At 75.5% G+C, this 12,394-nt stretch carries 12 protein-coding genes; 4 read left to right on the forward strand and 8 right to left on the reverse strand.

What is annotated here, in order from left to right:
• Positions 1-54: 54 nt before the first annotated feature.
• From ACQPYX_RS06295 to ACQPYX_RS06305, 3 genes are all read right to left on the reverse strand, one after another.
• The gene (locus ACQPYX_RS06295; protein ID WP_433802042.1) at positions 55-2,145 is read right to left on the reverse strand and encodes a glycosyltransferase family 39 protein; all 2,091 of its coding nucleotides are present in this window, start codon (positions 2,143-2,145) and stop codon (positions 55-57) included.
• Between the two features lie 65 nt (positions 2,146-2,210).
• Positions 2,211-3,113, reverse strand: coding sequence for a TIGR03854 family LLM class F420-dependent oxidoreductase (locus ACQPYX_RS06300; RefSeq protein WP_433802043.1), 903 nt, complete (start codon positions 3,111-3,113; stop codon positions 2,211-2,213).
• Positions 3,110-3,841 carry a glutamine amidotransferase-related protein gene (locus tag ACQPYX_RS06305; RefSeq protein WP_433802044.1) on the reverse strand — a complete coding sequence of 244 codons (732 nt, stop codon included), beginning with the start codon at positions 3,839-3,841 and terminating at the stop codon, positions 3,110-3,112. The genes ACQPYX_RS06300 and ACQPYX_RS06305 overlap by 4 nt, the downstream gene beginning before the upstream one ends.
• 42 nt (positions 3,842-3,883) lie before the next feature.
• On the opposite strand from ACQPYX_RS06305, the gene ACQPYX_RS06310 reads away from it, so the two are divergent.
• Positions 3,884-4,324, forward strand: coding sequence for an HIT family protein (locus tag ACQPYX_RS06310; protein WP_433802045.1), 441 nt, complete (start codon positions 3,884-3,886; stop codon positions 4,322-4,324).
• Positions 4,325-4,554: 230 nt separating this feature from the next.
• Positions 4,555-4,833 carry a hypothetical protein gene (locus ACQPYX_RS06315; protein WP_433802046.1) on the forward strand — a complete coding sequence of 93 codons (279 nt, stop codon included), beginning with the start codon at positions 4,555-4,557 and terminating at the stop codon, positions 4,831-4,833.
• A 107-nt stretch (positions 4,834-4,940) separates the two neighbouring features.
• On the opposite strand, the gene ACQPYX_RS06320 is transcribed toward ACQPYX_RS06315, so the two are convergent.
• Positions 4,941-5,963, reverse strand: a complete 1,023-nt coding sequence (locus tag ACQPYX_RS06320) for a tryptophan--tRNA ligase (RefSeq protein ID WP_433802047.1) — start codon at positions 5,961-5,963, stop codon at positions 4,941-4,943.
• A gap of 42 nt (positions 5,964-6,005) precedes the next feature.
• Between ACQPYX_RS06320 and ACQPYX_RS06325 the strand changes: the two genes are divergently transcribed.
• The gene (locus ACQPYX_RS06325) at positions 6,006-6,653 is read left to right on the forward strand and encodes a Crp/Fnr family transcriptional regulator (RefSeq protein WP_433802048.1); all 648 of its coding nucleotides are present in this window, start codon (positions 6,006-6,008) and stop codon (positions 6,651-6,653) included.
• 186 nt (positions 6,654-6,839) lie between these two features.
• The gene (locus ACQPYX_RS06330) at positions 6,840-7,661 is read left to right on the forward strand and encodes a hypothetical protein (protein ID WP_433802049.1); all 822 of its coding nucleotides are present in this window, start codon (positions 6,840-6,842) and stop codon (positions 7,659-7,661) included.
• A gap of 24 nt (positions 7,662-7,685) precedes the next feature.
• Here the strand turns inward: ACQPYX_RS06330 and ACQPYX_RS06335 are convergent, their stop codons facing one another.
• Genes ACQPYX_RS06335 through ACQPYX_RS06350 form a run of 4 tightly spaced genes read right to left on the reverse strand, consistent with a single transcriptional unit; the run spans position 7,686 to position 12,133 of the window.
• A complete protein-coding gene (locus ACQPYX_RS06335; RefSeq protein ID WP_433802050.1) occupies positions 7,686-8,402 on the reverse strand; it encodes a maleylpyruvate isomerase family mycothiol-dependent enzyme in 717 nt (238 codons plus the stop codon).
• The gene (locus tag ACQPYX_RS06340) at positions 8,396-11,491 is read right to left on the reverse strand and encodes an adenylate/guanylate cyclase domain-containing protein (RefSeq protein ID WP_433802051.1); all 3,096 of its coding nucleotides are present in this window, start codon (positions 11,489-11,491) and stop codon (positions 8,396-8,398) included. The genes ACQPYX_RS06335 and ACQPYX_RS06340 overlap by 7 nt, the downstream gene beginning before the upstream one ends.
• A 51-nt stretch (positions 11,492-11,542) precedes the next feature.
• The gene (locus ACQPYX_RS06345) at positions 11,543-11,863 is read right to left on the reverse strand and encodes a DUF3817 domain-containing protein (protein WP_433802052.1); all 321 of its coding nucleotides are present in this window, start codon (positions 11,861-11,863) and stop codon (positions 11,543-11,545) included.
• Between the two features lie 54 nt (positions 11,864-11,917).
• Positions 11,918-12,133 carry a hypothetical protein gene (locus ACQPYX_RS06350; protein WP_433802053.1) on the reverse strand — a complete coding sequence of 72 codons (216 nt, stop codon included), beginning with the start codon at positions 12,131-12,133 and terminating at the stop codon, positions 11,918-11,920.
• Positions 12,134-12,394 lie beyond the last annotated feature (261 nt).

The following is a 12,394-nucleotide window of genomic DNA, read 5'->3' on the forward strand; positions in this document are numbered from 1 at the left end:
ACGGACCCTCAGCGGGCGCCACAGGGGCCGGGGAGCCCGCTGAGGGTCTGCTGATCACGACGACGGGTGGGTCAGGTCGTACACGACCGTGCCGCCCACGGTGGTCGGCGTGTAGTGCGCCTTCACCCACGCCGTGATCTGCACGGTCGTGTCGGAGCCGCCGGTGTCGGGGACCGACGTGAGGCCCTCGCCCAGGAAGTAGTGCACCTGCCCGGTGGCCACGAGCTGCTGGAAGGCCGCCAGCGTGGGGGAGGGGTCGGTGCCGTTGAAGCCGCCGAGCGGCATCACGGGCGATCCGCTCGCGAGCTGGTAGCCGGCCGCCGGCATCGACCCGACCGTCGCCGCCACCCAGGTGTGGCCCGCCGCGCCGGCCTGCAGGAACGCGGTCAGCTCCGCCGACGGCTCGGAGGCGCGCAGCAGCTGCATGGCGCCGCCGGGTCCACCGCGCCCGGGTCCGCTCCCACTCCCACCTGGCAGCGAAGCGTCGTTGCTGTCACGGGGTGACAGCAACGACGCGTTGCTGCCGCCGGGGAGGGCGCCGGGCGGCCGGCCCGGACCGCCCTGGCCCGGACCGCCCTGGCCCGGACCGCCCTGGCCCGGACCGCCCCGGCCCGGACCGGAGCCGCCCGGGCCGCCGAAACCGGAGGAGGGACCCGCCGTCGGGATGATCTCGGTGTGCGCGGTCGCGGCCGTGACCCCGGCGTAGGCGGCGGGACCACCGAGAGCCGCGATCGCCGCGGCGACGACGACCCCGCGGAGCAGCACGCGGCGACCGGCGAGGAGCACCCCGACGACCGCGAGAGCGCCCGCCACGAGCACCACCGCGCGCAGCCACGGCACGAACGTCGGCGTCTGACGCAGCAGGTACCAGGACCACACCGTGGTCACCGCGAGGGCCGCGGCGAGCGTCCACCGCGCCCGCAGCCGCCACGCCTCGACGACGCCGACCGCCGCCAGCGCCGCGATCCACGGCGCGAGCGCCACCGCGTAGTAGGGGTGGATGATCCCGGCCGCCAGGCTGAGGACGGCCCCGGTGACCAGCAGCGACCCGCCCCAGAGCAGGACCGCGGCGCGCCGGCGGTCGGTGCGTCCCGCCCGGCCGACCCACACGAGCAGCGCCACCCCGAGGACCAGCGCGAGCGGCAGCAGCCACGACACCTGGTTCGCCATCGACCCGGTCAGCAGGGCCGACCAGGAGTCGGTCGAGGTCGCGCCGCCACCACCACCGCCGCCGGGGAAGCCGCCCCCGCCGCCGAGCTGGCCGGTCTCGTTCCCGGTGAGCCGTCCGACGCCGTTGTAGCCGAAGGCCAGCGACAGCACGCTGTCGTCCTGCGACCCGCCCACGTACGGCCGGGCGGAGGCGGGCCAGAGCTCGACCACCGCGACCCACCAGCCGGCCGAGACCAGCAGCGCCGCGCCGGCGGGCAGGAGGGCGAACAGGCGACGACGCCACGTCTCCGGCCCCGCCACCAGGTGCACCGCGGCCAGGGCGGGCAGGATGAGGAAGGCCTGCAGCGACTTCGTCAGGAAGCCCGTGCCGACGCAGGCGGCCGCGAGCACCAGCCACCAGGTGGACGCCCGCAGCGTCGCCGCGTCCACCGACCGCACGGTGGCGTAGGCGGCCGCCACGAGCAGCAGGCAGAGCAGGGCGTCGGGGTTGTCGAACCGGAACATCAGCACCGCGACCGGTGTGAGCGCGAAGGCCAGCCCCGCGAGCAGCCCCGCGACCGGACCCGACCACCGGCGCACGGCCGCCGTCAGGAGCGCCACCGCGCCGACGCCCATGATCGCCTGCGGCACCAGCACCGACCACGACGACAGCCCGAACAGCCGCACCGACAGCCCCAGCACCCACAGCGAGGCCGGCGGCTTGTCCACCATGATCGACGCCGGGGCGTCCGAGGCGCCGAAGAACCACGCCGTCCAGCTCTGCCCGCCGGCCTGCGCGGCCGCGGCGTAGAAGGCGTTGCCCCACCCGCTCGCCGACAGCCCGATCAGGTAGAGGGCGCCCGTGCCGACCAGCAGGGCCGCGAGGAGCAGCGGATACCACCGTCCGCCGCGACCCTCGTCCGAGCGAGCGGCACTCTCGCTCCGTCTATGTGCGCGAGAGTGCCGTTCGTTCGGGTCGGCGGCGAGCAGGCTCATGACCGCGAGCGTGCGTCGGTGGGGTGATCAGGACGTATGTCCGCCCTGTGCCCGCCCTGTGCGGCTCAGGTCTGCAGCGGATCCAGCTCCGCGGCGAACCCGTCGAGGAAGTCGTCCCACGACCGCGGCGCCGCGGCCGGACGCACCACGAACTTGGTGATGCCGTGCTCGACGAACTCGCCGACCAGGTGCTTCGCCTCGCTCCAGTCGGCGGCGACGAGCCTGCCGGGGTCCTCGGTGTCGAGGCGGCGGCGGGCCGTGGCAGCGCGCGCCCGGGCCACCTGCTCCTCCGTGGCCCCCTCGGGGAGGACGAGGAGGTTGGTGCCGTAGTGGTCGTCCTCGACGGCGCGCCCGGCGGCGTCGGCGGCCTCGGCGATCACGCGGCGGGCGGCGCCGGCCTCGGCGGGCGTCACGAAGGAGGCGAGCCAGCCGTCGGCGAGGCGCCCCACCCGGCGCAGCGCGTCCGGTACGAGGCCGCCGAGCCACAGGTCGAGCGGCTTCACCGGGCGCGGCTCGACCACCGCCTCGTCGAGATGGAAGAACGCGCCGTGGTGGGTGACGACGGGCTCGGAGAGCAGCCGGCGCACCACGGTCAACGCCTCCTCGAACACCGCGGCGCGGCGCCCGTCGACCGGGTACATCGTCCGTTCCGCCGGCGTCGCGGGCTGCAGCCCGAACACGGGCAGGATGCGCCGCGGGGCGAGGGCGGCCAGCGAGGCGAGCTGGTGGGCGACGACGGCGGGGTTGCGTCCCGGCAGCACGACGACGCCGGTGCCGAGCTTGAGGTGCTCGGTCCGGCCCGCCGCCCAGGCCAGCGCGACCAGGGGCTCGATCGCGGGGGCGGCGATCCGGTCGGGGAACCACACCGAGTCGATCCCGCGGCGCTCGCAGCCGTCCACGAGGTCGCGGGTGGCCACCGCCGGTTCGTCGTCGGTGACGGCCGCACCGATGCCGAGACGGACGCTCATGCGTGCACCCCCTGGTCAGCGGGGAGGAGCCCCGCCCGCGCCCCGAAGTCGTCGAACAACCGCCACGATCGCACCCGCGAGGACTCCGCGCGCTCCGCGACCTCGGCGCGCAGGCCCGCCGTCGTGATGCCGAGCTCGTCGAAGCGGTCCTCCAGCGGGGTGCCGGTCCAGCGACCGGCCCAGATCTCGAACTCCTCGGGCGTGATCTCCGGGTGGAACTGCACGCCGAGGTGCCGGCCGAGGCGGAAGGCCTGCTCGCAGCGCTCGGACCGGGCGAGGACCTCGGCGGTCGGCGGGGCGGTGAAGGAGTCGAAGTGGAACTCCATCCACGGCCCGTCGTCGATCGCGTCGCAGAAGGTCGTGACGGTGCGGAACCCGTTCTCGTGGCGACCGTCGGCGGGGTTCGCGCTGCCGCCGAGCACGCGCGCGAGGAGCTGTCCGCCGAAGCAGATGCCCAGGATCGGCACGTCCGCCGCGACCACCCGCTCAAGGTAGGCGATCTCGGACGCCAGCCACGGGACCGAGTCGTCCCACGCGCCCTGCACCGACCCGAGCACCGCGACCGCGTCGACCTCGGACGGGTCGGGCAGCTCCGTGCCCGCCACTGCCGGGAGCACCATGACACCACGCTCGCGGGCCCAGCTCCCGAGGGTGCCGGACTGCACCAGGACGGTCTCGGGGGAGGCGTCGTGGCCGATGACGAGCAGGGTCGGGGAGGTGGCAGGCATACCGGGTGCAACGCGTCCGGTGCCCGTGACCATCCTGGGCGGGTGCCGAAACCGTGTGCCTTCTGCGCGATCGTGGCCGGGGACGCCCCCGCCCACGAGGTCCACCGCGACGAGGACACCGTCGCCTTCCTCGACGTCAAGCCGGTCTTCCCCGGCCACGTGCTGCTCGTGCCGCGGCAGCACGTCACGACCCTCGCCGACCTCCCCGCGGCCCGGGTGCCGGCCTTCTTCGCGCTCGCGCAACGCCTCGAGCGTGCGGTGGAGTCGACGATGGACGCCCCCGGCTCGCTGGTGCTGATCAACAACGTGGTCAGTCAGTCCGTGCCGCACCTGCACCTGCACGTCATCCCGCGGCGCCCGAAGGACGGACTCCGGTTCTTCCTCGGTCCCCGTCACCCCTACCCGGACACGGACGAGGCCGAGGCCGTCGCGCAGCGCATCGGTGCGACGCTCCGCGATCTCCCGGAGGATGAGACGGACTGAGCTGTTCGTCGGTAGTCGTGGCGCGCCGATCGGCGTCTCATGTGGGTCTGAACGGAGCTGAGCGGTCGGTGCGACGCGCCCGACGGTCTCAGGTTGTGCGTCCGATCGAGTGGTTTGGCCCCCTCATCACCGGTTGTGCTGCGATAGTCACGGTGCGCGGAGGATGACGGACGACCTACCGGTCGGTCACCCTCCGCGACGGTCCGGTCCGCGACGCACGGAGGTGGGAGATGACGGTCCTGAGCTGGGTCGCCGTTCTCGTCGGGGTGTGGTGCGCCGTCTCGGTCCTGGCCGCCCTCGGACTGGGGGCGCTGCTGCGCCGCGGGGCCGCGGTCGACGGCGACCTCGCCGAGCAGGGCCGCGACCGCGACCTGCGGGGCCCGCTGGCGATGTGGCTCGCCGAGATCCAGGTGCCGGATACGCCGGCCTCCCTGATCGACGACGTGCCCGCCCCGCGGCGGCCGCGCGACGTCGACTCCGGCATGAACGAGGTGCCGTCGGTCCGCTGAGTCCGTCGGACGTGCGCGTGGCGCCGTCCTGACGACCGGTGTCAGCACGGCGCCGTCGCTGACGCGCGGAGACCGACGGCCGGGACGACCCGGCGTCGGGAGCGGGCTCAGCCGACGTCGATGCCTACCGCGTGGCGCACCGAGCGCAGCACCCGCACCGCCCGCTCGCGGGCGATCTCGCCGCCCTTGGCGAGCGCGTCGTCGAGCTCGCTGCCCGGCTCCATCAGCGCCTCGTAGCGCTCGCGCATGGGCGCGAGACGCTCCTCGAGCACGTCGGCGAGCTGGTTCTTCAGCTCGCCCCACCCCACCCCGCCGGCCTCGAGCCGTGCCCGGGTCGCGGCGACGACGTCGTCCGGAGCGAACTGCGCGAGGATCTGGAAGACCGCCGACGAGTCGGGGTCCTTGGGGTCCTCGACGGGCGTGGAGTCGGTCGGGATCCGTCGCACCAGCTTGCGCAGCTTCGGGGCGGCCAGGAACAGCGGGATGTAGTTGTCGTAGGACTTCGACATCTTGCGGCCGTCGAGTCCCGGCAGCGTGTGGCCGGTCGTCTCCGGCGGGATCACGGCCTCGGGCACGGGGAAGCGGTAGCCGCGGTCGCCGTAGAGGTGGTTGTAGCTGCCCGCGATGTCGGCGGCGATCTCCACGTGCTGCTGCTGGTCGCGCCCGACCGGCACGAGGTGCGCCTCCATGATCAGGATGTCGACGGCCATGAGGATCGGGTAGTTGTAGAGGCCCATGTTGACCCCGGCGTCGGGGTCGTCGCCCGCCGCGACGTTCGCGTCCCGCGCGGCCTTGTACGCGTGCGCCCGGTTCATCAGCCCCTTGCCGGTGATGCAGGAGAAGATCCAGGTCAGCTCGAACGTCTCCGGCACGTCGGACTGCCGGTAGAACACCGTCCGCTGCGGGTCGAGGCCGGCGGCGAGCCATGTGGCGGCGACCGAGCGCGTCCAGTGCGCGAGCTGCTCGGGATCCCGGGCGGTGGTGAGCGCGTGGTAGTCGGCGATGAAGTAGAGCGACTCGTAGTCGCCCGCGGCCATCTCGATCGCCGGCTCGATCGCGCCGATCAGGTTGCCCAGGTGGGGCTCGCCGGTCGGCTTGATACCGGTCAGGGAGGTCTTCCGCGCGCTCACGATGACCGACCCTATCCCTCGGCCGGACTAGGGTTCCGCGGCGTGGAGCTGCTCGCGGACATGTCGGCCGAGGACCGTCGTCAGGTGCTCGCGAGCGGGCGTCGCCGGCGCTTCTCCCCGCGCGAGGTGGTGTTCCACGAGGGCGACCCGGCCGACACCTTCCTGCTGATCGACTCCGGTCGCGTCGCCGTCCGCGCCGCGACCCCGATGGGCGACACGGTGACGTTCGCGGTGGTCGGGCCGGGGGAGACGGTCGGGGAGCTGGCGCTGATCGACTCGGGGGCGCGCCGCTCCGCGTCGGTGCTGGCGCTGGAGGCGACCGAGGCGTGGTCGTTCGGCGCGGACACCTTCCACCGGCTGCGACGCACCAACGCCGGCGCCGACGCGTTCGTGCTGCAGACGTTGGCCGGGCAGGTGCGCCGGCTGTCCGGCCTGCTCGTGGAGGCGCTGCACCTGCCGGTGGAGACCCGCGTGCTACGCCGTCTGACCGACCTCGAGCGCCAGTACCGCGGCGAGTCGACGCCGACGCTGATCCCGCTCACCCAGGAGGAGCTGGCGTCCCTCGCGGGTGCGAGCCGCGCGACGGTGAACAAGGTGCTGCGCGCGGTCGCCGCCGAGGGGCTGCTGGAGCTGCGCCGCGGGCGGGTGGCGGTGCTGGACCCGGCGGGGCTGGAGCGGGCGGGTTCCTGACGACCCGGCACCTCCCGGTGCCAGCAATGCGTCACTGCTGGCACCCAGTGACAGGAACGCCACATCGTCGATCCGGCGCTGTGTCGGATCCCTGACACAACGATCGTCGTCGGGTGGACGGACGGATCACCGCGCGCCCGGCAGGGTTCTCCCCAGCGCGACCGACCACCCCAGGAGGCCCCGGCGATGCCCGTCACCACGGACCCGATCTACTCCGCCACCGGCCTGATGACGACCCCGCGTCCGACGCGCTCCGCCCCCCGCGCCCCGCAGGAGCAGCCGATGGACGCCCACGCCCTGGCCGAGTCCGTGTTCGGGCGGCGGCTGTCGGTCGACGAGCGCGGAGAGCTCGACCGGTTCTGGCGCACCGACTGGTCCTCCCACCGGCTCTCCCTCGCCGACACCGCCGACCGCTCGCTCGCGGCCACCGCGATCGCCTTCGGCACGCCCGTCTTCCACGGCTCCGGCGCCGGCTACGCGCTGAGCTGCCACCCCGACGCCGAGGTGGTCGCCGCGGTACGTCGGGGCCTGGGTCGCCCGGCCTCCTGGCGGCCGGCAGTGCTGACCACGCGCGCCCGCCTGATGGAACTCGTCGACGCCGAGGCGCTGCACCCGTCCCCGGCGGAGTTCCTCGCGGCCCTCGACGAGCGCCTGGCGCACGGCCCGGTCGCGCTGACCGTCCCGGCCTCGGCGGCCGTGGCCGCCCACCTCACCACCCGGTGCGACGGGGTCGCGACGGTCGAGGTCGTCGTCCCGGGCGCCTCCTGCCCCTCCGTCGCGTTCCTCGAGGCCGCGCTCGTCCGGGCCGGGGTCAGGCACCTCGCCACGACGCGGCCCTACGCGACGACCGCGGCCGGCCGCGGCCCCGTCCTCGACCGGATCGCCGCGATCCAGCGCGAGTTCGGCCGCATGCGCCCGGGCGCCGTCATGCTGGCCCACCGCAGCGAGTGGCGGGCCCGGAGGTGGCTTCGCCCCGTGAGCACTTTTCCGTGCCAGGACACGGATTAGTACTCACGGGCGCGCAGCGCACCTCTACGGACCCGGGAACCACGCCTTGAACGGCCGCGCGCCCTCGTCGACGGTCAGCGCCGGGTCGTCCGCGTCCGTGCGGCCCAGCGCGAACCGGAGCACCGCGGTGTCCGAGGTGCCCCGCACCGACACCGTCGGCGTCGCGTCCACGGCCTGCCACGCCCCGTCGACCACCCCGAGGCGCAGGTCCACGGTCGGCCCGGTCACGCCCACCACGGTCCCCGGGGCGGGCACCTCGGCCGCGAGCGCCGGGAGCACGGCCGCGAGGACCACCGAGGTCGCCGTGACGACGTCCGCCCCCAGCGGCTCGTCCCGCCCGAGCGCGGCGAGCGCGTCGTCGGCGTGCACGCCCGCCTCCATCGTGAACACCTGCAGCGCGAAGGGCGCCGGGATCGCGCCGAACGGGATCTCGACGGTGTCGCCGAGCTCCGCCGCCCGGTCCAGCTCGCCCACGAGCGCCGCCACCGAGGACCGCAGCGCCGCGAGCACCTCCGGACCGTCGCCGGCCGGTTCCGACCCCTCGCCGCTGCCGGGCTCGCCGAGCCGGGATCGCCGCAGCGCGTCCGCCTCCATCGACGTGCCCCACGCGCCGTGGCGCGCGAGGTCGAGCAGCGTCCACCCGGTGCACCGCGTCGGGCGACCCAGGGCATCGTCGGGAAGGGCCTCCAGCACGGCCCAGCAGCGGGCCACCGCCTCACGGGCCTGCACGGCGGTCAGCATGCGGTGCGTCCTTCCTGACGGAGCTCGGCGCGGGTGGCGTCCGCGGCGCGGGTCGCGCCCGACGTCTCGTTGAGGGCCAGGGCGGCGCGCAGCAGCGGCTCGGGATCCCGTCCGGCGGCGCGGGCGGCGAGGCCGCGGAAGTGGTCGACCGCGCCCAGGCACAACGCCCCGGACCCCACCACGACGACGAGCCCGCCCCACGGCGCGAGCAGCTCGCCCAGGCGGGCCGCGGCGCCCGCGTCGCCGACCGCCGCGGCGATCTCCGCGCACTCCGCGAGGAGGAAGGCGCGGGCCGCGTCGTCGCCGAGCACCGCGAAGTCGTCGGCCGCGCACCAGCGCAGCAGGGCCGCGGCCTCGTCGTACCGGCCGGCGCGGGCCGCGGCCGTCGCGACGTGCACCCACGTGCGGCCGCCCACGGTCTCCGCGACCCGGCGCAGCGTCGGGAGTGCCAGCTCGGGCGTCCCGAGGGCGGTCTGCAGCGTGAGCAGCTGGACGGAGTGGACCTGCCCGGCGTCGCCGTAGTGCCAGCGTTCGCCCTCGACCCGGAAGTGTTCGACGGCCTCGGCGGCGGCCTCGAGCGGACCGTGGTGCAGCAGCATCGTCGCCCGCCACATGGCCGGGTACCAGAGGTGCAGCGGCCTCCGCAGGCGCACCGCGAGCGCCGAGGCCTCGTCGGCGAGCGCGACCGCCTCCGCCGTCGCGCCGAGCTCGAGCAGGTCGACCATCCGCAGCCGCAGCGCCTCGAACTCCCGCTCGCCGTCGCCGCCGGCGCGGGCGGCCGCGAGCAGCTCCGAGTCCGAGGCCAGCCGGGCCTGCAGTGCGACCGGCGCGGCGAGGGTCGGCCGGCGGGCCAGCAGGGCGTAGGCGAGTGCACCCGGGTCCTCGGCGCGCCGGGCCAGCGCCACCGCCTCGTCGCCGAGCGCACCCGCCGTCGGGACGTCACCGCCGTAGCCGTGGGCGCGGGCCGAGGCCGCGAGCAGCCGGGCCCGCAGTCCGGGTTCGGCGTCGGGGGTGAGCGCGAGGGCCTCGTCGAGCAGGGCGAACGCGCGGGCACCCCACTCCGCGCGCGGGAGCCGGCTGTCGAACAGGGCGTCCTCGTAGCCGAGCGCGGCCGCCGCCCGCGTGGCGTGGCGGCCGGGGGCGTCGGCCTCGGTCACGGCCGCGAACGCGGTCATCGCCGCAGGCAGCCGACCGGCCCGGCGGAGCGCCTCGGCGCGGCGCAGGCGTCGTCGGGCCTGGTCCTCGGGGCGGGCCCCGGCGGCGGCCCCGAGGTCGGACGCACGGGCGAACAGGTCGGCGGCGTGCAGCGGCTCGGTCTCGAGTGCGGCCTCGCCGGCGGCGGTCAGGGCGTCCGCGGCGCGCCCGGCCAGCGCGCCGCGGTCGAGGCGGCTCCCCAGCGCCGGGGCCTCGGCGTAGGCGTCGGCGAGGTGCCGCCCGACGAGCTCGGCCCGCCCGCCGCGCCGGTCCAACCAGCCCGCGAACCGCTCGTGCAGCTCCGCACGACGCGCGCGGGGCAGCGTCGCGTAGGCCGTCTCCCGGAGCAGCCGGTGCCGGTAGGTGTACGACGACGGGTCCATGACGCCCGCGTGCGGCCCGGTCAGCAGGCCGGTGCCGGTGAGCTCGGCGAGCGGGACGTCCGGCTCGGTCACGCCGAGGTCGGGCAGGGCCGACGCGGGCAGCGTGCGGCCGGCGACCGACCCCTGCCCCAGCAGCGTCCGGGACGGCGACGGCAGCGCGTCGAGCTGGCCGAGGTAGATCGCGCGGACGGTGCTCGGCACCACCGGGTCGCTCGCCCCGCCCGCCTGCTCCCACGCCCGCAGCAGCTCCACGACGAACAGCGGGTTCCCGCCCGCGGCCCGGCGGACCTGCTCGACGACGGCTGCGGGCAGGTCGGGCGCGCGGTCGGCGACGAGCGCGGTGATCTCCTCGTCGGGCAGCGGGTCCAGGACGAGCACGTCCCCGGTGGGGACCGTGGCGCCGGGACGGGCGGTGGTGACGACGAGCCGGGTCGCGCGGTGCGGCGCCGCACAGGCGTGGTCGAGGAAGGCGAGCAGGTCGGGGCCGGCGAGGTGGACGTCGTCGAGCACCCACACCGGGGTCGGCCCGCCGGGCTCGCCCTCCGCGTCGAGCACCGCGGTCCACGACGTCCACAGCTCCTGCGGGCTGCCGGAGAGCGGCTCGCCCGCGAGCAGCGCGACCGTCTGGCGGGCCGAGACCTCGGCCCGCGGCCCGGTGTGGCCGTGGCGCGCGAGGCGGGCGGCGACGTCGTCGGGCGTCACGCCTGCCGCGGTGAGCAGCGCCGCGACCGGCGCGTAGACGGGGTCCTCGCGCCGGACGCGCGCGAGCCGGACCGGGCCGTCGGTCCGGTCGCGGAACTCCTCGACGAGCCGCGTCCGGCCCACCCCGGGCGGGGCCAGGACGGTCAGCCGCTCCGCGCCGCGGGCGGCCCGGTGGGCGGCCTGCAGGCGGGCGAGGTCGGCGCCGCGGCCACGGAGCCGCTCGTGCGCGCGGGCGGTCGCGGCCCGCCGGCCGAGAACCCGGTACGCGGCGACCCGCTCCGCCTTGCCCTTGAGCGCGACCTCGCCCAGCGGCACCAGCGCGACGACCGTGCCCACCGCGAGGGCGGTCTCCGGCCCGACGACGACGGTGCCCGGGTCCGCGCCCGCCTGCAGCCGTGCGGCGGTGTTGACGACGTCCCCGGAGAGGCGCCAGGACCCGTCGGCGCCCCAGGTGACCACCACCTCGCCGGTGTGCACCCCGACCCGCGCGGCGAGCGTCCCGGGGTCCAGGCCGAGCTCGGACTCGACGCCGGCCAGGGAGTCGATGATCGCCAGCCCGGCGCGGACCGCGCCGACGGCGTCGTCGGGACCGAGGACCGGCAGGCCGAACGTGGCCAGCACCGCGTCCCCGATGTACTTCTCGACCTGCCCGCCCGCGGCGGCCACCAGACCCGCCACCCGGGCGAAGTAGTGGTCCTGCAGCACCGCGACGTCCTCGGCGTCCAGCTCCTCCACCAGGCTCGTGAACCCCACGAGGTCGACGAAGAGGACGTGGACGAGGCGCCGTTCCGGGAGGCGCGCGGTCGTCACGCTGGACATTCAACACGGCGGGATCCCGCCGCGCATCGTCCCTCGGTCGGACTACTGCAGCAGTCCCCGGCGATACACGGAGCGTTCGAACCACAGCGTCGTCAACGGCGGGATGCTCGCGGCGAGGCCGAGGATCGTCGTGCTCCACCGCCAGCGGAACGTCCGGGCCGTGAGCAGCGTGATCACCACGTAGGCGACGAACAGCGCGCCGTGGATCGGCCCGAAGATCTTCACTCCGAGGTCGTCGAACACGACGAGGTACTTGAACACCATCCCGATCAGCAGCCCCGTCCACGAGCACGCCTCGGCGATCGCGACGGTGCGGAAGATCGTGGCCAGGGTCGGTCGGGTCGACGTGGTCGCGCGGGTCACGACGATCATCCTTCCCGACGAGGGGTCGGTGCCGGTGTGAGGACGACCGCGATGTCAGCCGTTCTGCTCGTCCGCGCTGTCGACGATCCGGCGGACGCTGTTGCGGTGGTAGCCGGTCAGTTCGGCGACCTCGGTGACCGTCACCCCGGCCGCGAGCGCGTCGCGCATCGCCTCGACGAACTCGGCCTCCGCGGCCTCGGCGGCCTTCCGGGCGGCCTCGCGTTCCCGGAGGGCGGCGTCGAGACGCGCACGCACTTCCCTCGGGTCCACCACACGACGGTGACGTGCACCTGAGGTAGTGCATGACGCTGGAGAGCTTGTGCACCAGGTATGGTGCACCCATGAGCCCGCGCTGGCACCTGCACGCCCGACTGTTCCGGGGCACGCTCGACGCCCCGGTGCGCAACGAGCTGCGGACCGCCGAGGGGGACGACCGGGAGGCGCTCGAGCTGCTCGCCGACGACCTCCGCGAGCGCGGCTGGCGGGTGTGGCTCTACGAGCGGCACCCCGCCCGGCCGGGGAGTCTCGACG

Source organism: Actinomycetospora sp. CA-084318 (genome assembly GCF_050955885.1).
Classification (GTDB): domain Bacteria; phylum Actinomycetota; class Actinomycetes; order Mycobacteriales; family Pseudonocardiaceae; genus Actinomycetospora.